The sequence below is a fragment of the Stenotrophomonas sp. FW305-3-2-15-E-LB1 genome, from assembly GCF_058787375.1.
Window position 1 is genome coordinate 96,774 of sequence record NZ_JBYSZR010000011.1, and the last position, 22,915, is coordinate 119,688.

General features: G+C 68.9%; 20 protein-coding genes and 1 tRNA gene. 17 read left to right on the forward strand and 4 right to left on the reverse strand.

What is annotated here, in order from left to right; translation table 11 throughout:
• The first annotated feature begins 152 nt into the window (after window positions 1–152).
• The 6 genes from AC3WL7_RS10535 to AC3WL7_RS10560 all read left to right on the forward strand — a co-directional run bounded on the left by AC3WL7_RS10535 (window position 153) and on the right by AC3WL7_RS10560 (window position 4,934).
• Window positions 153–1,517 (forward strand): aminodeoxychorismate synthase component I, encoded by a 1,365-nt coding sequence (locus AC3WL7_RS10535; protein WP_492750239.1) that lies wholly within the window; start codon window positions 153–155, stop codon window positions 1,515–1,517.
• Window positions 1,518–1,701: 184 nt separating this feature from the next.
• Entirely contained in the window at window positions 1,702–2,763 is a 1,062-nt protein-coding gene (mltG, locus tag AC3WL7_RS10540; RefSeq protein WP_079220846.1) for an endolytic transglycosylase MltG, read from the forward strand.
• Window positions 2,760–3,425 carry a dTMP kinase gene (gene tmk / locus AC3WL7_RS10545; RefSeq protein WP_079220847.1) on the forward strand — a complete coding sequence of 222 codons (666 nt, stop codon included), beginning with the start codon at window positions 2,760–2,762 and terminating at the stop codon, window positions 3,423–3,425. The genes mltG and tmk overlap by 4 nt, the downstream gene beginning before the upstream one ends.
• Window positions 3,422–4,375 (forward strand): DNA polymerase III subunit delta', encoded by a 954-nt coding sequence (locus tag AC3WL7_RS10550; protein WP_313420272.1) that lies wholly within the window; start codon window positions 3,422–3,424, stop codon window positions 4,373–4,375. Before tmk ends, AC3WL7_RS10550 begins: the two co-directional genes overlap by 4 nt.
• Window positions 4,372–4,725, forward strand: a complete 354-nt coding sequence (locus AC3WL7_RS10555) for a PilZ domain-containing protein (protein ID WP_079220849.1) — start codon at window positions 4,372–4,374, stop codon at window positions 4,723–4,725. The genes AC3WL7_RS10550 and AC3WL7_RS10555 overlap by 4 nt, the downstream gene beginning before the upstream one ends.
• A 134-nt stretch (window positions 4,726–4,859) precedes the next feature.
• Window positions 4,860–4,934: transfer RNA gene (locus AC3WL7_RS10560), tRNA-Val, on the forward strand.
• A gap of 73 nt (window positions 4,935–5,007) precedes the next feature.
• Here AC3WL7_RS10560 and AC3WL7_RS10565 read toward each other — a convergent pair.
• Both AC3WL7_RS10565 and AC3WL7_RS10570 read right to left on the reverse strand, forming a co-directional pair.
• Window positions 5,008–5,571: a hypothetical protein gene (locus tag AC3WL7_RS10565; RefSeq protein WP_492750212.1), complete on the reverse strand. Its 564-nt coding sequence runs from the start codon at window positions 5,569–5,571 to the stop codon at window positions 5,008–5,010.
• Window positions 5,572–5,613: 42 nt separating this feature from the next.
• Window positions 5,614–6,021 carry a hypothetical protein gene (locus AC3WL7_RS10570; RefSeq protein WP_492750213.1) on the reverse strand — a complete coding sequence of 136 codons (408 nt, stop codon included), beginning with the start codon at window positions 6,019–6,021 and terminating at the stop codon, window positions 5,614–5,616.
• A 518-nt stretch (window positions 6,022–6,539) separates the two neighbouring features.
• On the opposite strand from AC3WL7_RS10570, the gene AC3WL7_RS10575 reads away from it, so the two are divergent.
• The 10 genes from AC3WL7_RS10575 (at window position 6,540) to smqnr (ending at window position 19,624) form a co-directional block, all read left to right on the forward strand.
• Window positions 6,540–6,920: a tautomerase family protein gene (locus tag AC3WL7_RS10575; protein ID WP_492750214.1), complete on the forward strand. Its 381-nt coding sequence runs from the start codon at window positions 6,540–6,542 to the stop codon at window positions 6,918–6,920.
• A 206-nt stretch (window positions 6,921–7,126) separates the two neighbouring features.
• Complete coding sequence (locus AC3WL7_RS10580; protein WP_492750240.1) at window positions 7,127–7,555, forward strand: DUF2946 family protein; 429 nt, start codon at window positions 7,127–7,129, stop codon at window positions 7,553–7,555.
• 140 nt (window positions 7,556–7,695) lie between these two features.
• Window positions 7,696–9,831 (forward strand): TonB-dependent receptor, encoded by a 2,136-nt coding sequence (locus tag AC3WL7_RS10585; RefSeq protein WP_492750215.1) that lies wholly within the window; start codon window positions 7,696–7,698, stop codon window positions 9,829–9,831.
• An 11-nt stretch (window positions 9,832–9,842) separates the two neighbouring features.
• Window positions 9,843–11,357, forward strand: a complete 1,515-nt coding sequence (locus AC3WL7_RS10590) for a PepSY domain-containing protein (RefSeq protein WP_492750216.1) — start codon at window positions 9,843–9,845, stop codon at window positions 11,355–11,357.
• 104 nt (window positions 11,358–11,461) lie between these two features.
• Window positions 11,462–12,799, forward strand: a complete 1,338-nt coding sequence (locus AC3WL7_RS10595) for an SWIM zinc finger family protein (protein ID WP_492750217.1) — start codon at window positions 11,462–11,464, stop codon at window positions 12,797–12,799.
• Window positions 12,796–14,322 (forward strand): DUF5691 domain-containing protein, encoded by a 1,527-nt coding sequence (locus AC3WL7_RS10600; protein ID WP_492750218.1) that lies wholly within the window; start codon window positions 12,796–12,798, stop codon window positions 14,320–14,322. The genes AC3WL7_RS10595 and AC3WL7_RS10600 overlap by 4 nt, the downstream gene beginning before the upstream one ends.
• A 26-nt stretch (window positions 14,323–14,348) precedes the next feature.
• Window positions 14,349–15,431, forward strand: a complete 1,083-nt coding sequence (locus AC3WL7_RS10605) for an ATP-binding protein (RefSeq protein ID WP_492750219.1) — start codon at window positions 14,349–14,351, stop codon at window positions 15,429–15,431.
• 14 nt (window positions 15,432–15,445) lie between these two features.
• Complete coding sequence (locus AC3WL7_RS10610; protein WP_492750220.1) at window positions 15,446–17,740, forward strand: DUF5682 family protein; 2,295 nt, start codon at window positions 15,446–15,448, stop codon at window positions 17,738–17,740.
• Window positions 17,737–18,939 (forward strand): vWA domain-containing protein, encoded by a 1,203-nt coding sequence (locus AC3WL7_RS10615; protein ID WP_150454201.1) that lies wholly within the window; start codon window positions 17,737–17,739, stop codon window positions 18,937–18,939. The genes AC3WL7_RS10610 and AC3WL7_RS10615 overlap by 4 nt, the downstream gene beginning before the upstream one ends.
• A 37-nt stretch (window positions 18,940–18,976) precedes the next feature.
• Window positions 18,977–19,624: a SmQnr family pentapeptide repeat protein gene (gene smqnr / locus AC3WL7_RS10620; protein ID WP_492750221.1), complete on the forward strand. Its 648-nt coding sequence runs from the start codon at window positions 18,977–18,979 to the stop codon at window positions 19,622–19,624.
• Between the two features lie 154 nt (window positions 19,625–19,778).
• On the opposite strand, the gene AC3WL7_RS10625 is transcribed toward smqnr, so the two are convergent.
• Entirely contained in the window at window positions 19,779–20,453 is a 675-nt protein-coding gene (locus AC3WL7_RS10625; RefSeq protein ID WP_492750222.1) for a class I SAM-dependent methyltransferase, read from the reverse strand.
• Between the two features lie 69 nt (window positions 20,454–20,522).
• Window positions 20,523–21,911 carry an aminotransferase-like domain-containing protein gene (locus AC3WL7_RS10630; protein WP_492750223.1) on the reverse strand — a complete coding sequence of 463 codons (1,389 nt, stop codon included), beginning with the start codon at window positions 21,909–21,911 and terminating at the stop codon, window positions 20,523–20,525.
• A 133-nt stretch (window positions 21,912–22,044) separates the two neighbouring features.
• On the opposite strand from AC3WL7_RS10630, the gene AC3WL7_RS10635 reads away from it, so the two are divergent.
• The gene (locus tag AC3WL7_RS10635; RefSeq protein WP_492750224.1) at window positions 22,045–22,908 is read left to right on the forward strand and encodes a DMT family transporter; all 864 of its coding nucleotides are present in this window, start codon (window positions 22,045–22,047) and stop codon (window positions 22,906–22,908) included.
• The last annotated feature ends 7 nt before the right edge of the window (window positions 22,909–22,915 follow it).

The following is a 22,915-nucleotide window of genomic DNA, read 5'->3' on the forward strand; positions in this document are numbered from 1 at the left end:
TGCCTTTCGATCCGCCGCGCTGATCGTTGATGGGAAAGCAGTCGACTGACAGTCGACTCTACCTATCGGCAATCCGGCAAACGGATCAACGCCGTGCACCACGGAGCCGCCGCAAGGCGGCTTCCGTGCATCTGAACCCCGAACTGGCCGCCATGACCCACGCCCCGCTGATCCACCCGCTGCCGCACCCGATCGACCTGCTGGCCCTGCAGCAGCACGACCCGGCGCGCTTCCCGCTGCTGATGGAATCCACCGCCTCGGGCACCGCCCAGGGCCGCTGGAGCCTGCTGCTGGCCGCGCAGGGCGACAGCCTGCGGCTGGACGCTGACGGCCAGGTGCGCGACCAGCACGACGCCATACACGCCGGCACCTTCCTGCAGGTGCTGGACCGTGCCTGGCAGGCCGCGCGCCTGCCGCACGACGGCAGCCACAGCCTGCCGTTCCGCGGCGGCTGGGCGCTGATGCTCGATTACGAAGTGGCCAGCCAGATTGAAACCGTGCTGCCGGCGCGTGCGCGCGACGACGGCCGCCCGACCGCACTGGCCCTGCGCTGCCCGGCGGCCGTGCTGCACGACCACGAGAACGATGCCAGCTTCGTCATCGCCGAAGCGGGCGAACAGGCGCTGCTGGACGCGCTGCTGGCACAGGCCTCGGCCGCGCTACCCGATGCCGGGCAGGGCTGGCAGCCGCCGCAGTCGGTGGGCGAGGACGCGCCGCAGCGCTTCACCGACGGCGTGCGCCGGGTGATCGAGTACCTGCGCGCGGGCGATGTGTTCCAGGTGAACCTGTCGCGGCGCTGGAGCGCGCAGTTCGCCGTGCCGGTCAGCCCGCAGGCGCTGTACGCGCAGTTGCGCCGCGCCAATCCCGCACCGTTCGCCGGCCTGTTCACCGCGCACGGCCGCCACGTGGTCAGCTCCTCGCCGGAGCGGCTGGTATCGGTGCATGCCGGCCACGCGCAGACCCGGCCGATTGCCGGCACCCGCCCGCGCTTTGAAGGCGACGACGATGCCGCGCGCATCCAGGAGCTGGTCGGCCACCCCAAGGAGCGCGCCGAGCACGTGATGCTGATCGACCTGGAGCGCAACGACCTGGGCCGCATCTGCCTGCCCGGCACCGTGGTGGTCGATGAACTGATGACCGTGGAAAGCTATGCCCACGTGCATCACATCGTCAGTAATGTCAGCGGCCACCTGCGCCCCGAGGTTACCCCGGGCGAGGTGATCGCCGCGACCTTCCCGGGCGGCACCATCACCGGCTGTCCCAAGGTGCGCTGCATGCAGATCATCAGCGAACTGGAGCAGGTGCCGCGCGGTGCCTATACCGGCGCCTTCGGCTGGCTGAACCGCGATGGCGACCTGGACCTGAACATCCTCATCCGCACCGCCGAAGTGGATGGGCACGAAGTCAGCTTCCGCACCGGTGCCGGCATCGTGGTCGACTCGGACCCGGACAGGGAACTGGACGAGACCCGCGCCAAGGCCCGCGGCCTGCTGCGGGCGCTGGGCCAGCAGGGGTAACCGGACTCCCGGGTAGTGCCGGCCGCTGGCCGGCAAGGATGCCTCCATGGCCGGTCATCCACGCATGGCGTGGCTCTACTGGTAGGTGCCGACCGTTGGTCGGCACGCAGACGCCACCCCGGTCATGACCCCACGCCACCCGGCACGGTATCCTGCACGGCGGAATCGCATTCAGAGGTAGTCCATGGCGGGAGCCAAGCGCGGGTGTCTGTTCGTGGTCATGCTGGTGGTGGTGCTGGGCGCCGTCCTCGCCGGCGTGGGCGCGTGGTTCTTCTACCAGCAGGGCCAGTTCGCCGACCGCCACATCACCCCGTCCGCCGAGAGCGTGGTCATCGCCAGCGGCGATGGCATGAACACCGTGCTGCGCAAGCTGCGCGATGCCGGTGTGGATGAAGGCCAGGATACCCAGTGGCAGCTGCTGGCCCGCCAGCTCGATGCCGCCGGCAAGCTGAAGGTGGGCGAGTACGCGCTGGACAGCAGCCTGACCCCGCGCGAGCTGCTGCTGCGCATGCGCGCCGGCAAGGTGCTGCAGCACCGCGTCACCATTGTCGAAGGCTGGAACATCCGCCAGGTGCGCGCTGCGCTGAAGCGTGCCGAGCCGCTGCTGCACACCACCGATACCCTGGATGACGCTGCGCTGATGCAGCGCCTGGGCTTCGGCGGCCAGCATCCGGAAGGCCGCTTCCTGCCGGAAACCTACGTCTACCAGCGCGGCGACAGTGACATGGACGTGCTCAAGCGCGCCCATGCCGCGATGGAAAAAGCGCTGGACGAGGCCTGGGAAAGCCGTGCCGCCGACCTGCCGATCAACAGCCCGTACGAACTGCTGACGATCGCCTCGATCATCGAAAAGGAAACCGCGCTGGCCAGCGAGCGCCCGCAGATTGCCGGGGTATTCATGCGCCGCCTGAAGATCGGCATGCGCCTGCAGACCGATCCCACCGTCATCTACGGCATCGGTACGGCCTACGACGGCAACATCCGCCGCCGCGACCTGACCACCGATACGCCCTACAACACCTACACCCGTGCCGGCCTGACCCCGACCCCGATCGCCATGCCCAGCCGCGATGCGCTGATGGCCGCCGCACAGCCGGCCGCCGGCGATGCGCTGTACTTCGTCGCCGTGGGCGATGGCAGTGGCGCGCACGTGTTCTCGCCCAGCCTGGACCAGCACAACGCCGCCGTAGCCCGCTACCTGCAGCAGCTGCGCCAGCAACGTACCAAGGAGACCCCGGCGCAATGAGTTCCGCGCTGCTTCGCCACCCGCGTTTCGTCAGCCTGGAAGGCGGCGAGGGCGCGGGCAAGACCACCGCCATCAACGCCATCCGCGATTGCCTGCGCAGCCACGGCCACGAGGTCGTGCTGACCCGCGAGCCGGGTGGTACGCCGCTGGCCGAGCGCATCCGCGGCCTGGTGCTGAAGCCCGATGCGGAGATCGCCGCCGAACCGTTGAGTGCCGAAGCCGAGCTGCTGCTGGTGTTTGCCGCGCGCGCCCAGCACGTGCGCCAGGTCATCCAGCCGGCACTGCAACGCGGTGCCTACGTACTGAGCGACCGCTTCACCGATTCCAGCTACGCCTACCAAGGCGGTGGCCGTGGCCTCGACCCGCAGTGGATTGCCGACCTGGAACGCCGCGCCGTCGGCCTGCTGCCAGGCCTGACCCTGCTGCTGGATGTGGACGTGGCCGTGGGCCGCGCCCGCGCCAATGGCCGCGACCTGTGGCCGGACCGCATTGAAAGCGAGCAGGACGATTTCTTCCAGCGCGTGCGCGAGGTGTTCCGCAGCCGCGCACAGCAGGATCCGAAGCGCTTTGCGCTGATCGATGCTGGCCAGGTGCAGGAACGCGTGGCCGCCGATGTGGTGGCCAGCGTCGAGCGCTGGCTGCAGGCCGGGGAGGGCGCATGAGCTTCTCGCCCTGGCAGCAGCGCGCCTTCGACCAGACCGTGTCCGCGCTGGATGCCGACCGGCTGGGCCATGGCCTGTTGATCTGCGGCCCGGCCGGGCTGGGCAAGCGTGAGGTGGCGCTGGCCCTGGCCGACCATGTGCTGGCCCGTGGCGATGCCGCGCACGCCACGCGCACGCGCCAGCTGATCGCTGCAGGGACGCATCCGGACCTGCAGCTGGTCAGCTTCATCCCGAACAAGAGCGGCGACAAGCTGCGCACCGAGATCGTCATCGAGCAGGTGCGCGAGATCACCAACAAGCTGGCGCTGACCCCGCAGTACGGCGTGGCGCAGGTGGTGATCGTCGATCCGGCCGATGCCATCAACCGCTCCGCCGCCAACGCCCTGCTGAAGACCCTGGAAGAACCGCAGCCCGGCCGCTACCTGTGGCTGATCAGCAGCGACCCGGCGCGCCTGCCGCAGACCGTGCGCAGCCGCTGCCAGCGCCTGGAATTCAAGCTGCCACCGCGCGATGAAGCCATGGCGTGGCTGCAGCAGCAGGGCCACAGCGAAGCCTCCGCGCGCGAAGCGCTGGATGCGGCGCGCGGCCACCCCGGCCAGGCCGACAACTGGCTGCGCGAAGACGGCCTGAGCCTGCGCCGCGACGTGGGCCGCGAGCTGGAACAACTGGCCGCCGGCAAGACCGGTGCGGTGGAGCTGGCGCAGAAGTGGTGCGGCGATGAAAACGCGGCGCTGCGCCTGCGCTTTGCCGCCGATCTGGCGCTGGCCCAGGCCAGCACCGACGCCTTGACCGCGCCGGACCGATTGCACAAGCTTGCAGCGTGGTTCGATGCTGCCAACCGTACCCGCGACCTGCTGCGCACCACCGTGCGTGCAGACCTTGCGGTGGTCGAGTTGCTGCTGGCCTGGAACAAGGTGAACGAGCGGCCTGCCGCAAGGGGAAATCGATGAGTGCCAGCAACGCCCGCCAGGGCATCCTGTCCCTGGCTGTAAAGGACAAAGCCGCGCTGTACAGCGCGTACATGCCGTTCGTGAAGAATGGCGGCATCTTCGTGCCCACGCCCAAGCGTTACTTCCTGGGCGACGAGGTGTTCCTGCTGCTGACCCTGCCCGATTCCAGCGAGCGCCTGCCGGTGGCCGGCAAGGTGATCTGGGTGACCCCGGCCGGCGCACAGGGCAACCGCGTGGCCGGCATCGGCGTGCAGCTGGCCGACGGCCAGGAAGGCGAGAACGTGCGCCACAAGATCGAGACCCTGCTGGCTGGCCTGACCAGCTCGGACAAGCCGACGCACACGATGTGACGGGGCGCGATCGCCGCCCCTGGTAGCGCCGGGCCATGCCCGGCGGCGCCCTTCGAAACACCGGTGAACACAAATGTGAAAAACTGTTGACGGCCTCTGAAAAGCCCCTATAATGAGCGGCTCAGCAACACACCGGGCGGTTAGCTCAGCGGTAGAGCATTGCCTTCACACGGCAAGGGTCACAGGTTCGATCCCTGTACCGCCCACCATGTTGCAGAACGAAAGAAGCCTCCAGCAATGGAGGCTTTTTTGTTGGCTGTGATGTGGCGCAGCCGCATTGCCTCAATCAAGATCCCCCAGCAACTCGCGAGCGATCATCGCCGTGCCATCCAGCAGGTCGTGGCCGCTGCCGGCCTGCACCACCACCGCCAGCAGCTGGCGACCCACCTCGGCATTGCCGCCGCGCAGTTCCATCTCTCCCTCGAAGCACAGATCGCCCAGCCATTCGTGCGCCTGCGGCAGACCGCGCTTGCGGGCGCGGCGGAATTCCGCCAGCAGCTTCGCCTGGCCCGCCGCGTGTTCGCCATCGGCAAGCAGGCCGATGGCACCGCCGTGCGCGGCGCGCCAGATGGCCGGCAGCGGCCGGCCTTTTTCATCCAGCACGTCCAGTGCGAACTGCGCGCAGTACATCTCGTAGCGCTTGCCCGCCGTGCTGGCGGGCACGATGCCTGCCTCGGCCAGCAGGCGTTCGGCTTCATCCAGCTGATTGAACTTCAACCGCAGCAGGGCAGGGCGGCTCAACTGCTGTGACAGCGCCTGCTCGTTGGCGGCAAACCACACGTTCCAGCCGATGGTTGCGCGGCCTTCCAGCGCGGCCTTGAAGTACTCCAGGTGTTCGGCGTCCATTGCGGTTTCCTGCGATTCCCTGCGCGATTGTAGCCAAGGCGCTCAGGGCATTCCGCTTTCCAGGCAATGGGTGGCCTCGCACACCAGCTGCCGCGCGGCCACGATCAGGCCATCGGTGTGGAAGCTGCCCATCTGTTCGTCCGGGCCGCCTTCGACACGCGCGCGCTCGGCGGCCTGCAGAATGTCGAGCAGCGCGGAGAGCCCGGCCAGCGAACGGCTGATGGACGCATGCTCACTGGCCGCCAGCCTGCGGGGGCTGCAGGGCTGTCCGTTTGCGCCGTCGGCTCGCCGGATGGCTTCAAGGCAGGCGAAGAACGTGGGGGCTTGAAGGGGCAAGTTCTGTTCGTCCAACGCGCACTCGATCTCGCGTGCGATGTCGTCGGGAACCTGGTTGGCGATGTCGGCAATCAACGCGTACAGGCGGGGAAGCGATGCGGCTCGGTTGGTCATGGCAAAACCCTCACTGGCGTAAGGCCACCTTCGAAGTGAAGGTGGCGGACGGTGCGGGTTGGCGTACCAAGGCAAACAAACTTCAAGGGAGAAGAAGGCCTGGTGGATCTGTCGATCCCCACGCACCGCCCGCCATTGAAGGCAGTAGGTCCATTCTCTCAGCTGCGAATGATTTCGCAGCCCTTGAAGCTTGTTCGTTTATTCGAGACGCCAATCCCGACCAAGGCGTGCTGCCTTGGCAGGGCGATCATCGATCCGCGCAAACACGGAAGTCAGTGAGGAAAGTTGCAACAACGCCCGCCATGAAGGTGTTCCACCATCCATGGCCCGATCCCCCGCCTCATCTGAACCGAGCAGTGCCGCTACACAACCCCAGTAGGTGCCAATCACGTCACCCGGCGCAGCCCGCGCGAGCGTGCCATGGATGAAAGCAGACGTTCCATCCATGCGCTGTGCGGCCGACCGCAGCGGGCGTAGTCTCGGCCCACGGTTGTCCCCTCTGGCTCTGGAGCCCCACCATGCCGCTGGCCCGTATCGATCTTCGCAAAGGTAAATCCGCCGATTATCTGCAGCGCGTGGGGGAGGCCATCTACCAGGCCCTGCGTGCGGTGGGCGTGCCGGAAAACGATCGCTTCCAGGTCTTCCAGGAACACGAGGCGGGTACGCTCGTCTTCGACCCCGGCTATCTGGGCGTGGCCCGCACCGATGACTTCATCTGCGTGCAGATCACCTGGAGCGAGGGGCGTACGCAGGAGCAGAAAAAGGCGTTGTACCTCGGTATTGCCAATGGCCTGCATGAGGCGGTGGGTATGCGCCGCGAGGACGTATTCATCAACCTGGTGGAAGTGAAGCCGGAGAATTGGTCGTTCGGGAATGGGGTGGCGCAGTACGTGAGTTGATGGCCCAGGAGCAAGAGCATCCACGCATGGCGTGGATCTATTGCGAGAGGGCGGATTCATCGGCGTGGCTACGGTCTTGCCCCTGCGTCACCGTGTCGCAGGGGCAAAACCCTGAACGTGGTCCAGGGTTGGCTGCCGCGCCGTAGAATGGGCGGGTGCGTCGCCCCCGATTCCACCGCCGGTTCCAGACCCTGGCATGGCTTGCCATGCTGCTGGTGCTGCTTGCCCCGCTGGTGAGCCGCTGGATGGCCCATGGGCCGGCGCCAGCCGCCGCGCCGGTGATGGCGGGCATGGATCATGGCGCGATGGACCACAGCGCGATGGGCCACGGCGCGCACGCGGAACACGCGCAGCACGCGATGGAAGGGCACCACGACCACCACGCGATGGCGATGGCGCACAACGAGGCCGCCACCAAACCGGCGGTCGATCCACACGCCGAGCATGAAATGGGTGTGGACTGCGAGTACTGCCTGATCGCAGCGCGCCTGATCACCTTGTTGGTGGCGGCGTTCCTGCTGCTGGTGCCCTTGGCGCCGGTGTGCCAGGCATTGGCGGGATCTGTCAGAGCGCTGCCCTCGCGGCTGCGCGGAACACTGGGTGCGCGTGGGCCGCCGGTGGCGTTCGCTGGCTGAGCCGCGCACGCGAAAGGCCGCCGGGCATGGCCCGGCGCTACCGATTTTCTTGAAGCTGCTGGGCATCGCCCTGCGTTAGCGCGTGCGCTTTCCTTTTCTGCTGCCCTGTCTGATGGGGCGGCATTGCATGCCGTGGAAACATGAAAACCAACCCGAACGTCGTTGCCCTGCGCTGGGCGACGCTGCCGGCGCTGTGCGCCTGCGCCCTGTACACCGCACCGGCCCGCGCCGATGCAGCAACCCCCACCACCCTGGACACCGTGCGCGTGGTCGATACCCGCCATGGCGAACTGTCGGCCGTGCCCAGCGCGGGCTCGGCGCTCGGCCTGAGCGTGCTGCAGACGCCGGCCGCGCTCACCGTCATCGACCGCGACCAGCTGGAACAGCGCGGTGATACCAACCTCAACGATGCGATCAGCCGTGCCGGTGCGATCAGTGCGATGCCGCACCCGGGCAATGGCCTCAGCGCGCTGTCCAGCCGCGGCTTCACCGATGGCGCGTCGGTGATGCGCCTGTACGACGGCCTGCGCCAGTACGGCGGCGTGGGCGTCACTTTCCCGTTCGATACCTGGTCCATCGAGCGCATCGAAGTGCTGCGCGGCCCGGCCTCGGTCATCCATGGCGACGGTGCCATTGGCGGGGTCATCAACATCGTGCCGAAGAAGCCGACGCGCGGTGCCATCGAGAACGAGATCAGCGTGACCGTGGGCAGCGAGGACACCGCGCGCCTGGGCTTCGGCAGCGGTGGCGCGCTGGCGCCGGAGCTGGCCTACCGTGTGGATGTGAGCGGCAACTACAGCGGTGGCTGGGTGGACCGTGGCCGCAACAACGATGCGACGTTCTCCGGCGCGCTGCTGTGGCAGCCGCGTACCGACCTGCAGCTGACCCTGACCCATGCGCAGGGCTACCAGCAGCCGATGCGCTACTTCGGCACGCCGCTGGTGGATGGCCGCCAGCTGGATGCGCTGCGCCACCGCAACTACAACGTGGCCGACAGCGAGATCCGCTTCCGCGACCGCTGGACGCAGCTGGATGCGCTGTGGACGCCGACTGCTAACGTGGAATGGCGCACGCGCGTCTACCAGATCGACAGCCAGCGCGACTGGCGCAATGCCGAGGCCTATGTCTACAACGATGCCACGGGCCTGATCGATCGCTCGGACAACACGCAGATCACCCACAACCAGGACCAGACCGGGCTGACCTCGACGCTGCGGGTGCAGGGGCAGGTGGGCGGGCTGGACAACAACTTCGCGGTGGGCTTGGATGCCAACCGCGCGCATTTCAAGCACACCAACAACACCTACGCCGGCAGCTCCGGGCCGGTCGATCCGTTCCATCCCGTGCCGGGGCAGTTCGCCAGCGATGCACCGAACCTGCCGCGCTACCGCAACGGTGCCGAGCAGTACGCCTTGTTTGCCGAAGACCACCTGACGCTGACCGAGCGCTGGTCGGTGCTGGGTGGGCTGCGCCATGACCGCGCCACCATCGACCGCACGGATCTGATCAGTGGCGCAGCAGCATTCTCCAAAACCTACAGCAGCACCGGTTGGCGCGCGGGCACGGTGTTCGCGCTGCGGCCGATGTTGAGCCTGTACGCGCAGTACTCGCAGGCGGCGGACCCGGTCAGTGGCTTGCTGATGATCAGCCCGGCCAATGGTGCGTTCGATCTGGCCAAGGGGCGGCAGTTCGAAGTGGGCATGAAGCAGGCGTTCGATGGCGGCGAGTGGACGCTGGCGGCGTACCGCATCCGCAAGACCGGCCTGCTCAGCCGTGATCCGCTGCAGCCCGATCGCCGCGTGCAGGTGGGCGCGCAGACCTCGCGCGGCATCGAGGCCTCGTTGAACTGGGCGTTCGCACCGCAGTGGTCGCTGGATGCGAATGCCACGGTGCTGAAGGCCGAATTCGAGGACTTCCTGGAAACCACGGGCTCGCCGGCGGTGGTGGTCGCGCGCGATGGCAACGTGCCGCCGAACGTGGCCGAGCGGATGGCGAACGTGTGGCTGAGCTGGCAGTTCCTGCCGGACTGGACCGTGGCCGGCGGCGCGCGCTATGTGGGCAAGCGTTACGCGGACAACGCCAACACACTGGAGCTTCCCGGCTACAGCACCACCGATCTGGCGCTGACCTGGCAGGCGGCGCCGCGCACGCGGGTGACGGCACGCCTGTTCAACGTGTTCGACAAGGCGTACTACGCAACGGCGTACTACACCAGCACGCAGTGGCTGCTGGGCGCGGACCGCCGCGTCGAGTTCACCCTCGACCATCGCTTCTGAGGGCGCGGGCCATGTCGCTGCGTTCCACCGCCAAGCGTTGGACCTACCTGCTGCATCGCTGGCTGGGTATTGGGGGCTGCCTGCTGATGCTGCTCTGGTTCGTCAGCGGCATGGTGATGCTGTTCATCGGTTACCCGAAGTTGACCCCGGGTGAGCGGCTGGCCGCATTGCCGGTGCTTGATGGAACGCGCGCGCTGCAGGGGCTGTCGATGCTGCCCGACGCTGTGCAGGCCGAACCGGAACGCGTGGCGCTGACCACACTGCGCGGGGAGCCGGCCTATGTGGTGCGCAGCGGTGCCAACGTGGGTGCGTGGTCGGCCGGCAGCGGCCACGTGCTGCTGCCGGTGTCGGCACAGCGTGCCGAACTTGCGGCGGCGGCGTTTGCCGGTGGCCCGGCCTTCCTGGGCGCCGTGCGCGTGGACGAGGATCGCTGGACGCATTCGCGCGGATTGGATGCGCACCGGCCGCTGTACAAGGTGGAGGTGGGCGGCCGACAGCCGGGCAGCGTGTACGTTTCCTCGCATACCGGCGAAGTGGTGCTGGATGCGCCGTACCACCAGCAGCGCTGGAACTACGTGGGCGCGTGGCTGCACTGGTTGTACTTCCTGCGCATGCAGTCGGTGGACCCGGTGTGGACGTGGGTGGTGATCGTGTTGTCCGGGCTGTGCACGCTGGCGGCCATCAGCGGCATCGTGGTGGGCGTGTGGCGTTGGCGCTTCCGTGGCCGGTATCGCTCCGGTGCGAAAACGCCCTACGTGGAGCCGTGGATGCGCTGGCACCACCTGGTGGGCCTGGTGGCCTCGGCTTTCGTGTTCACCTGGATCTTCAGCGGGCTGATGTCGATGAACCCGCTGCAGGTGTTCAGCAGCCCGGCGGATGCGACGAATGCCGAGCGTTATCGAGGCGCGGCGGTGGCGTTGGATGATGCACTGGCCCAGCCGCAGGCGTTGCTGGCCGCCGCGGCACGGGCGGGGTTTGCGCCGGTGGAGATCCAATGGCGGCGCATCGATGGCCAGCTGTTTGCGGTGCTGCTGGACGGGCAGGGCGGTACGCGCATCGTCTCGCGCGTGGATGGGCAGCTGCAGCTTGCAGAGCAGTTGCCGGTGGCGTGGCTGCAGCAGCGCGCACAGGCGTTGGGCACGGCACCGCTGCGTGCATTCACGATCCTGCACACGCCCGATGCCTGGTTCTATCCCCGCGCGCCGGAGGCGATGAACGGTGCGGCGGTGCGGCGCTTCCCGGTGGCGGTGGCCGACTTCGGCGATGAACACGCCACGCGGGTGTACATCGATCTGGCCACCGGCGATCCGCTGCTGACCCTGGGCCATCGCGAACGCGTCGGCCGCTGGCTGTTCTACTTCCTGCACAGCTGGGACCTGCCGGGCATGCTGCGGCAGGAGAACACACGGCTGGGCGTGCTGTTGCTGCTGAGCGTGGCGGGTACCGGCCTGTGTGCGACCGCTGTCGTGATCGGCACGCGGCGGCTGCGGATGAAATTCGGCCGGCCGCGCCAGCGAAGGGGATGACGGCGGCCGGTCTCGCGTGGTGATACGCCCGTGCGTGATGATCGTTGCCACAGTCATTGTCATCCGCCTTCGCTATGATGGGTCGATCTGAAGTGGGTACGCATATGGAAGTACGACTCACGCGCGAGCAGGTGCTCGCGCTTGCGCCGGATGCGGCGTCGGCCAAGGCCGGCGGCGGCCTGGCCATCGATGGCAAATGGGGCCTGCTGGGTGCCGATGACGAGGCGCTGTGGGGCGAATGCCAGGGCAGTGGTTCCAAGCCCTACCAGACCCAGGTGGACCTGGCGGCGCTGGTCAGCCGGTGTTCCTGCCCCAGCCGCAAATTTCCCTGCAAGCACGGGCTGGCCCTGCTGCTGTTGTATGCCGCCTGCAACCCGCGCTGCGTGCCACAGGCGCGACCGGCGTGGGTGGATGAATGGCTGAACGGACGCCGCGACCGCGCTGCGCGCAAGGAGGCTGCCGTGGAGGCGGCCGCTGTTGCGCCGCCACCGGACCCGCAGGCGCAGGCCGCGGCTACCGCCAAGCGCGAGCAGGTGCGCTGGGGCCGCATCGAAGCCGGTGCAGCCGAACTGCAGCGCTGGATTGCCGATCAGTTCCGCCAGGGCCTGGCCAACCTGCCCGCCGATTTCCACGCGCAGGGCCAGACCATGGTCGCGCGCATGGTTGATGCGCAGGCGCCGGGGCTGGCCAGCCAGCTGGAGGCTGCGCTGGGCGAGGGCACACCGGGCCTGGCCGGCCTGGGCGAACTGGGCGCGCGGCTGGGGCTGCTGCAGCTGCTGACCCAGGCCGTGGCCCGCCGTGCGCAGTACGAGCCGGCGCGACTGGCCGACCTGCGCGCCGCGCTGGGCTGGCCGGTAGACCGCGAGGCGGTGCAGCGCGATGGCGAGGCGGTGCACGACCGCTGGCACGTGCAGGGGCAATGGCTGGTGGAACAGCCGGGCAACCTGGTCGAGCGCCGCGTCTGGCTGCATGGGCTGGACAGCGGGCGCAGTGCGCTGGTGCAGGATTTCAGCCACGGCGGCCGCGGCTGGCAGGAACAATGGCGCACCGGCAGCGTGCATGCGGCGCGGCTGCATTTCCATGCCGGCAGTGTGCCGCTGCGCGCGGTGGTGACCGAATTCGAAGCGCCCCGCGCTGAAGCCACCACGCCCCGCACCGATACCTTCGACGCGGCCTCGCAGGCCTACGCGCGCAACCCCTGGTTGCCGCAGGTGCCGATGCGCCTGCAGGACGTCCACATCGCCCATGACGGTACGCAGTGCTGGCTGCAGCATGCCGAAGGCGCGCTGCCGCTGCAGCTGCCGGGTCTGCAGGCGTGGGCGTTGATGGCGTTTGCCGGTGGCCATCCGGTGTGCGTGATGGGGGAGTGGGACGGCCAGGTGCTGTTGCCACTGTCGGCATGGAATGCGCGCGACGAGCGCTGGGAAAGGAGTGCCGCATGAACCAGGCCTGGTTGAAGCCGGCGTTGCTGGGCATTGACCGCCCGCAGGTGATTGCCGTGGGTGGCGCGCTGGATGCGCTGCTGCAGGCGGTGGCCGATGCGGACGAACCGGCATTGGCCTACTGCCGCCAGGTGGGCGTGCTGGCCGCCTGCGAGCGCGCCGCCGTGCGCACGGCCGCAGCGGTGAGCGTGCCGCCGCCAGTGGCGGATGACCCGCTGCAGCTGGCGGCCGACCACCCGTGGGTTGCGTTGCTGGCCACAGTGTTCCAGCCCGGCCAGTTCTCGCCCTGGGGCAAGCGGCTGCGGCTGCAGGCCTGCGCGCAGCTGGCCGCACACGGCCGGCACCTGCCGGTGGCGGTGCTGCCGCAGGCGCTGGAGGCAGGCGCGCGCCTGGCCGTGCTGCGCGAGGCGCTGCGTGCGGTGCTTGGGGTGCGCGGTTACTGGCTGGCCGCCTGCAATCCGGAGTGGCGTTATGCATCTGCACCGCTGGAGGCGCAGGCCAGCGCGGAGGAGGTCGAGCAGGTCTGGAACGAGGGCAGCAGCGAGGCACGCCTGGCGGTGTTCCAGCAGCAGCGCCTGGAAGATGCTGCCGCGGCGCGTACACGGTTGCAGGACAGCCTGAAGGAACTGCCCGCACGCGAGCGTGCTGCGTTCGTGGCTGCGCTGCAGCTGGGCCTGGGCGCGGACGATGCGCCGCTGCTGCAGGCCTTGTTGAAGGACCGCAGCCGCGAGGTGCGCGCGCTGGCCGGGCCCATGCTGGCGCGCCTGCCGGACTCGGCGCACGCCGCTTACCTGCAGGCGCAGATGGCGTCGCTGCTGCAGCAATCGCGCAGCGGCTTGCTGCGTCGCCTGGCGTGGACGCTGGAAGCGCCGGCCACGCTCGACCCGGGCTGGGCCGACGCGGCGATCGACGGCAAGCGGCCCAACGGCGAAGTGCTGGGCGAGCGGGCCTGGTGGCTGTACCAGCTGGCGCGCCAGCTGCCGCTGGCCTGGTGGTGCCGCACGCTGGAAAAGCCGGCCGCCGAGGTGGTGGCCTGGGCGCGCGAGGGCGACTGGTACCAGGCGTTGCTGCGCGCGTGGCTGGAACGCGTGGACGCCAGCGAACCGGAGTGGGTGGAAGCGCTGGTCGCGCTGAAGGAGACCCATGCGCGCAAGAGCGAGCTGCTGGCGTTGCTGCCTGCGGCGCAGCGCGAGCGGTACTGGCCGGCCAAGCTGCAGGACCTGATCGCACAGGGCCTGCTCGATGATGTGCTGGACAGCACCGGCGCGGCGCAGTCGTTGAGCGCGGCCTATTCGCAGGCGCTGGCCCCCAGCGTGGGCGCACTGTTCGGCGATGAACGCCTGCGCTACGACTACCTGCTGCGCGACCGCCTGCTGGAACTGCTGGCGGTGCTGCATCCGTCCACGCTGGCCGGCGTGCAGATCGCCGAACCGCCGGCCACGGCCACCGACGCGATGCTGCACTGCGCGCAACAAGCGCGTGCGCTGCTGGCCCTGCGCCAGGCCCTGTATTCCCCCCTCTGATCGAACCCCTTACACACGGAGCCCCCATGACCACTGCCGTCCTGCGCCAGCACGCCGAACACCAATACGCCGAGGAACTGGAGGAACTGCGCCGCCAGGACAACCGCCAGCGCCCGGCCAACTGGACGATGTCGCCGTGGGCGGTCGTCACTTATCTGGTGGGTGGCACGCTGGACAACGGCTTCGTGGTCAGCCCCAAGTACATCGGTGACCGCCGGCTGATGGAAATCGCCGTGGCCACCATCGCCACCGACCGCGCGCTGCTGCTGTTCGGCGTGCCGGGCACGGCCAAATCCTGGGTGTCCGAGCACATGACCGCGGCCATCAGCGGTGATTCGACCCTGCTGGTGCAGGGCACAGCCGGCACCAGCGAAGAGCAGATCCGCTACGGCTGGAACTATGCGCAGCTGCTGGCCAACGGCCCCAGCGAAACGGCCCTGGTGCCCAGTCCGATGATGAACGCGATGCGCCTGGGCAAGATCGCCCGCATCGAAGAACTCACCCGCATTCCTGCCGACGTGCAGGATGCGCTGATCACCGTGCTTTCGGAAAAGACCCTGCCGGTGCCCGAGCTGGGCAGCGAAGTGCAGGCCGTGCGCGGCTTCAGCGTGATCGCCACGGCCAACAACCGCGACAAGGGCGTCAACGAGCTGTCGAGCGCACTCAAGCGCCGCTTCAACACGGTCATCCTGCCGGTGCCGTCCAGCGAGGAAGACGAAGTGGCCATCGTGCTCAAGCGCGTGGGCGAACTGGGTACGGCGCTGGACCTGCCGGCCGAGCCGCCGGCGCTGCAGGAAGTGGCGCGCGTGGTGCGTATCTTCCGCGAGCTGCGCAACGGCGTCACCGAGGATGGCAAGTCGAAGCTGAAGAGCCCGACCGCTACGCTGTCCACCGCCGAGGCCATCTCGGTCATCAACAACGGCATGGCGCTGGCCGGCCACTTCGGCGATGGCGTGCTGCGCCCGGCGGACATGGCCGCCGGCATGATCGGCGCCATCGTCAAGGACCCGGTGCAGGACGCGCTGGTGTGGAAGGAATACCTGGAGACGGTGGTGAAGGAACGCAGTGAGTGGAAGGATCTGTACCGCGCCTTCCGCGAACACGCCTGAGCGGGCCTGCGCCGATGAGTGAAGGGATTTCCCTGTTCGGCATCCGCCACCACGGCCCGGGCTGCGCGCGCAGCCTGCTGGCCGCGCTGGACGCGTTGCAGCCGGACTGCGTGCTGATCGAGGGCCCGGCCGGTACCGAGAACCTGTTGCCGCACGTGCTGGATGCGGCCATGCAGCCCCCGGTGGCCCTGCTGTCCTACAGCGTGGACGACCCGCAGCTGGCAGTGTTCCATCCGTACGCGCTGTACTCGCCGGAATGGCAGGCCCTGCAATGGGCCGCGCGCAATGCGGTCGAGGTGCGCTTCATGGACGTGCCACCGGCGTTGTCGCTGGAGTGGCTGGAGCAGGCGCGGCAGGCGCCGCCGCAGGACGAGGATGCCGAGGATGCCGAGGCAGACGATGCTGCTGAGGCCGCCGCTGAGGAGGCCGCCGAGGAGCGCCCGGCCGATCCGCTGGACTGGCTGGCACGGGTCGCCGGCCACGCCGATGGCGAAGCCTGGTGGAACCACATGGTGGAGGAACGCGGCGATGGCCAGGGGCTGTTCGAGGCGATTGCCGAAGCGATGACCGCGCTGCGCGAACACACCCCGGATTATCCCGGCCGCCGCGGCGAGCAGGAAGCGATGCGCGAGGCGCACATGCGCGCGGCACTGCGCGCGGCAGGCAAGACGTTCAGCCGCGTGGCCGTGGTCTGCGGCGCGTGGCACGTGCCGGCGCTGCAGCCGGCGGCGCTGCGCGCCAACAGTGCGGCCGCCGACAACCGCCTGCTGAAGGGCCAGAGCCGGCGCAGAACGCAGAGCACGTGGGTGCCGTGGACCTACCGCCACCTGAGCGCAGGCAGCGGCTACGGCGCCGGTGTCGATGCACCGGGCTGGTACGACCACCTGTGGCGCAATGCCGGGGTGCATGGCCAGCGTGCGGTGGGCTGGTACGCAAGGGTGGGCCGCCTGCTGCGCGAGCACGGCCTGGACTGCTCGTCCGCGCACCTGATCGAAGCGACGCGCCTGGCCGATACCCTGGCGGCCCTGCGCGGGCGCCCGGCGCCTGGCCTTGAGGAGATCGGCGAGGCCAGCCGCAGCATCATCTGCAATGGCGACGACGTGCCGATGCAGTTGATCCGCGAGCAGCTGCTGATCGGCAATGCGCTGGGCCAGGTGCCTGACGGCGTGCCGGTGGTGCCGCTGCAGCGTGACCTGGAAGCGCAGCAGAAGCGCCTGCGGCTGAAGCCCGAGGCACTGGAAAAGACCCTCGACCTGGACCTGCGCAAGGACAACGATCTGGCGCGCAGCCACCTGCTGCACCGCCTGCGCCTGCTGGGCATCGAATGGGGCCGGTTGGCGCGTACCGGACACGCTGCACGCGGCACCTTCCACGAGCTCTGGCAGCTGGCCTGGCAGCCGCATTTCCTGGTGGCGCTGGTGGAAGCCAGCCGCCATGGCCAGACGCTGGTGGATGCGGCGTCGAACCTGGCGGTCAGCCAGGCACGCGCGGCGGCTGACCTGCCGGCGTTGTCCGAACTGGTCGACCAGGTGCTGCTGGCCGATCTGCCACAGGCCGTACAGGCCATTGCGGCCGAACTGGAAGCGCGCGCGGCCACCGATGCCGATCCGCTGGCCCTGCTTGGCGCGCTGCCGCCGCTGGCCAACATCCATCGCTATGGCAACGTGCGGCAGACCGAGGGCGTGCAGGTCGCGCACCTGTTTGACAGCATGCTGGAACGCGCGGTGATCGGCCTGTCGCTGGCGCTGACCGGCCTGGATGAAGCACGCGCGGAAGCGGCGCGCGAGGTCGTGCTGGCTGCCGAGCGGGCGATCAGCCTGCGCGACGATGCCGACGGCCGCGATGCGTGGCGGCAGGCGCTGCGCCGCGTCGCGCTGTCGCAGGCCAGCACGGCACTGCTGCGTGGTGTCAGCCTGCGCCTGCTGTTCGATACCGGCGCGCTGGACGCCGGCACCGTGCATACCCAGTTGCAGCAGCAGCTCTCGCCGGGCGCCGAGCCGCTGCAGGCCGCGCAGTGGCTGGATGGCTTCCTCAACCGCAACGCCACCGTGCTGCTGCATGACGATGCGGTGTGGCGGATGATCGATGACTGGGTGGTGAGCCTGGATGAAGCCCAGCTGGTGCGCGTGTTGCCGCTGGTGCGGCGCACCTTTGCTGCGTTCGAGGCGGCCGACCGCCGCGACCTGGGCACCCGGGTCGCGCGGGCTACTGTGACGAAGGCGGTGGCCAGCGAGGCCCCGGACTGGAACCTGGCACGCGCCGAGCGCGCGCTGCCGATGCTGCGCGAACTGTTGGGGATTGCCGGATGAGCACGCCAGACGACCTGTCCAATGACACAGCGGGCCAGCTGCCCACCACGCGCGAACAGCGCTGGCGGCTGATCCTGGGCCAGCAGGCCGATGGCAGCTGCGGCGCACTGCCCAAGCCCTTGCAGGGCATCGACCAGGCGCTGTCCGCGCTGTACGAACCGGAGGGCCAGGGCGGCCTCAACCGGCGTGGCGGGCGCGGTGGATCGGCGCCGAACGTGGCGCGCTGGCTGGGCGACATCCGCCGCTACTTCCCCTCCTCGGTGGTGCAGGTGATGCAGCGCGATGCCCTGCAGCGGCTCAACCTGACCCAGATGCTGCTGGAGAAGGAAATGCTCGAGCAGGTGCAGCCGGACGTGCACCTGGTGGCCAACCTGATCGGCCTGAGCCAGGTCATCCCGGCGGAGACCAAGGACACCGCGCGCATGGTCGTGCGCGCAGTGGTGGATGACCTGCTGCGGCGGCTGGAAGAGCCGATGCGTTCGGCGGTGACCGGTGCACTGGACCGTGCCCGCCGCAACCGCCGGCCGCGCCTGGCCGAGATCGATTGGCACCGCACCATCCGCAGCAACCTGCGGCACTGGCAGCCGGAACTGCGCACGGTGGTGCCACAGGAACTGGTGGGCTATGGGCGCAAGGCGCGCAAGCCGCAGCGCGAGGTGCTGCTGTGCATCGACCAGAGCGGCTCGATGGCGGCCTCGGTGGTGTATTCGAGCATCTTCGGTGCGGTGATGGCCTCGCTGCCGGCAGTGTCCACCCGGCTGGTGGTGTTCGACACCGAAGTAGTGGACATGAGCGAGCAGCTGGATGACCCGGTCGATCTGCTGTTTGGCGTGCAGCTCGGCGGCGGTACCGACATCCATCGCGCGGTGAGCTATTGCCAGGGGCTGATCCGCGAACCACATGGCGCGATCCTCGTGCTGATTTCCGATCTTTACGAAGGCGGGGTGGAGGACAAGCTGCTGGCGCGTGCGCACGAGCTGGTGGAGTCGGGCGTGCAGTTCATCGTGCTGCTGGCGCTGAGCGATGAAGGTACGCCGTCCTACGACCAGCAGCTGGCAGGCAAGCTGGCCGCGTTGGGCGTACCCTCGTTCGCCTGCACGCCCGATGCGTTCCCCGGCCTGATGGCCGCGGCCATCCGACGCGATGACATCAACCAGTGGGCCGGCGCAAACGGCCTGCTGGCGACCCGCGGCCGCTGACGCGGCGCAATGACCGAACCCGATTGGATTCCACCGCATGCCCCCCGCTGTCCATCACCGCCTGCGTATTGCCGGCGACCAGTACACCGGCCAGAAAGTGGTCGACCAGCAGTTCCACGAATGTGATTTTTCCGGTGCGGACCTCACTGCCACCGAGTTCGTGAACTGCAGTTTCTACGATGCCGAAAGCCGCACCGGTTGCCGTTTCAATGGCGCCACGCTGAAGGAAGCCAGCTTCCGCGGCTGCGACATCAGCATGTGCCACTTCAACTTCATCAAGGCCCTGGGCCTGGAAATCAGCGAGTGCCGTGCGCAGGGCGCGGATTTCAGCAACGCCAGCTTCATGAACCAGATCACCACGCGCACCTGGTTCTGCAGCGCCTTCATCAAGAAGTCGAACCTGCGCTACGCCAACTTCTCGCGGGTGACGCTGGAGAAGTGCGAACTGTGGGAGAACCGTTGGGACGGCGCCAACCTCAGTGGCGCCAGTTTCGCCGGCTCGGATCTGTCGGCCGGGCAGTTCGAGGGCATCGACTGGAGCAGTGCCAACTTCACCGACTGCGACCTGACCGGCTCGGAACTGGGCGACCTGGACCTGCGCGTGGTCAACCTGCGCGGAGCGCGGCTGGATGTGCAGCAGGTGGCATTGCTGATGCAGCGCATCGGCATCACCGTGGTGCCGTAATGCCGTGGCGCGATCGCCGTAGAGTCGAGCTTGCTCGACTGCGGTAGCGATCAGTCGAGCAAGCTCGACTCTACGATGTGGCACGTTGCCTGGCTGGATGTGCAGCGCATCGGCATCACCGTGGTGCCCTGATGCCGTGGCGCGATGTGGCGCCTTACCCGGCGTACGCCACCCAGCCCTTGAAGCTGAAGCCGGCATAGAACAGCTCCACGCCGTCGAAGCCGGCCTGTTGCAGCAACGCCACCTCCTGCTCGGGTGACTGCAGCGGCAGCCGCTCGATCATGACCTCGATCGTGCGCTGGGCATCGGCGTGGGTCACCCCGGACGCCTCGGCGAAGGCCAGGTAGCGCTGCAGCCAGCGGCGCTTGCCTGCTTCATCGGCCGGTACGCTGTGGTGGGCCACCACCAGCGGCGCACCCGGACGCAGGCGCCGGTGCAGCTCGCGCAGCGTGTGCAGCCGCTGCGCGGCATCGAGGAAGTGCAGTGTCAGCAGGCAACTGGCGCCATCAAAACGCACGTCCGGTGCATCGTCGATATAGCCTTCCAGCAGCTCGACCTGCGCCATCAGCGGCCCCAGCGTCTGCTCGGCAAGTGCCAGCATCGGTGCGGCCGGGTCCACGCCCAGCAGCTGCCAGCCCGGGTGGGCTTCAGCAAAGGTCTTCAGCTCCAGGCCGCCCCCGGCGCCCAGCACCAGCACGCGTCCCTCGCGGGGCACATGTTCGGCCAGCAGCAGCTGGCTCATCTGCTGCAGGGCGAGGAAGCCCGGCACCTGCCGCAGCGGACCCTCGGCGTAGCGGGCGACGGCCTGCGGATCATTGAAGGTCGACATGGGGCGTTCCTGCGGCAGGGGTGACAATCCACTGTAGCGTGCTCGTCAAGCCGACACGCCCGGAAAACGTCAAGCGTTTCTGCGCAGCGCACGCGCCAGCACCTGCCAGATGCGCGGGTCCTGGCATTGCGAGACATTGAAGCGCACATAGTCGGCCACGCGCTGCGACTGGCTGAAGGCATTGCCCGGCGCCAGCACCACGCCTTCGCGCAGGCACTGCCGGGCCAGCGCGGCGGCATCGCGGCCATCGGGCAGCTGGCACCACAGGAACAACCCGGCTTCCGGCAGCAGCCAGGGCGTGATGCCCAGGCGCTGCACCTGCCGCAGGGTGTGCTTGCGGGCATCGGCCAGGCGCGCACGGATGGCCTGCATGTGCCGGCGGTAGCCGCTGTCGGTCAGCGCGATCTGCATCAGGTGTGCAGCCAGGTGGCCGCCGCCGAAGCTGGTGGCCAGCTTCAGGTCGACCAGCGCGTCGATCCAGTCCGCACGCGCCGCGATGTAGCCACAGCGCGAAGCGGCCGACACGGTCTTGGAGAAGCTGCCGACGTGGATCACCCGTGACAGCCCGTCCAGCGCGGCCAGGCGCGGGGCAGGGCGCAGCTCGAAGTCGGCGAAGATGTCGTCCTCGACGATGGTCAGCCCGCTGCGCTCGGCCAGGCCCAGCAGCCGGTGCGCGGTGGCCGCCGACAGCACCGCGCCGGTCGGGTTGTGCAGGCCGGAATTGGTGATGTACAGCCGCGGCGCGTGTGCCTGCAGGGCCGCCGCGAAGGCTTCCAGATCCGGGCCGCTGTGCGTGTAGGGCACGCCGATGGCCTGTACCTGGTGCGCCTTCAGCAGCGCGTGGTAATTGAAGTAGCTCGGGTCGTCGACCAGTACGCTGTCGCCCGGCTTCAGCAGCAGCCGGCAGACCAGATCCACCGCGTGCGTGCCCGATTCGGCCAGCAGCACCTGGTCCAGCGGCACGTCGATACCGAGGCCGGCCGCGCGCCGCTGCAGCGACTGGCGCAACGCCGGCAGGCCGAGCGGGCTGGCGTAGTCGGTGAGTGCGGAAGGCTCGGCGCGCGCCATGCGCCGCAGGCCGCGGCGCAGGCCATCCTGGTACAACCACTCGCTGGGCATCCAGCCGCAGCCGGGCTTGAGGTGTTCGGCGGGGGTTTCCAGTGACTGCCGCGAGACCCACAGCGGATCCACCGCGCGGTCCAGGCGTGGCTCGATGGCCGCCAGGGCCAGCGGCGGCAGCGGCCCGGCCACGTAGAAGCCGGAGCCGGCACGCGCGGCGATCACGCCTTCGGCAGCGAGCCGCTCGTAGGCCTCGACCACCGTGGATACCGAAACCCCCATGGCCGCTGCCTGTGCGCGTACCGAAAGCAGGCGCGCGCCGGGGCCATCCTGGCGGGCGGCGATGCGCGTGCGTACCGCATGGATGACGCTGTCGATACGGCTGGGAGATCCGGACATGGCGGTGACTGTGTGGGAAGTGTGACCAGTACAGTTACTTGCGACTGTACTGGATTGTAGCTGGGTGGCAGGGCGCGGCAATGGCCCAATGGCGGCCCGGGCCACGCGTGGCCCTTCGCAAACGGATGTCAGCGTGGAACGGTCGGCAAGCGGGTGGATCAACGGCTTCATCGGTGTGGTGATCTTTGCCGGCTCGCTGCCCGCTACGCGGCTGGCGGTGCTGGAGCTGGATGCCGGCTTCGTGACCGCCGCGCGCGCCAGCATCGCCGCACTGCTCGGCCTGGCCCTGCTGCTGGCCCTGCGCCAGCCCCGGCCGGCGCGCGCGGACCTGTCCGGCCTGGCCATGGTCAGCCTGGGCGTGGTGGTGGGCTTTCCGCTGCTGACCGCGCTGGCCCTGCGCCAGGCGTCGTCCGCGCACACCATCGTCTTCGTCGGCCTGTTGCCACTGAGTACCGCGCTGTTCGGCGTGCTGCGCGGCGGTGAGCGGCCACGACCGGCGTTCTGGCTGTTCTCGCTGCTGGGCAGCGCCTGCGTGGTCGGTTACGCGGCACGCAACGGCATCGAAGCGTCGCTGCAGGCCGACCTGCTGATGCTGGCGGCGATCGTGGTGTGCGGCCTGGGCTACGCCGAGGGCGGGCGCCTGGCGCGGCACCTCGGCGGTTGGCAGGTCATCAGCCGGGCGCTGCTGCTGGCCCTGCCGGTGATGCTGCCGCTGACGGTGATGATGCGCCCGCCGTCGATGGCGGCCATCGGTGCACCAGCGTGGTGGGCACTGGGCTACGTGGCGGTATTCAGCATGCTGGTCGGCTTCCTGTTCTGGTACCGCGGCCTGGCCCAGGGCGGCATTGCCGCCGTCGGCCAGCTGCAGTTGCTGCAGCCATTCTTCGGCCTGGCGCTGGCGGCGCTGCTTTTGCATGAAACGGTCAGCGCCGGCATGCTGCTGGTGACCCTGGCCGCCGTGGCCTGCGTGGCAGGGGCACGCCGCTTCAGCCGCTGAAGGCAGC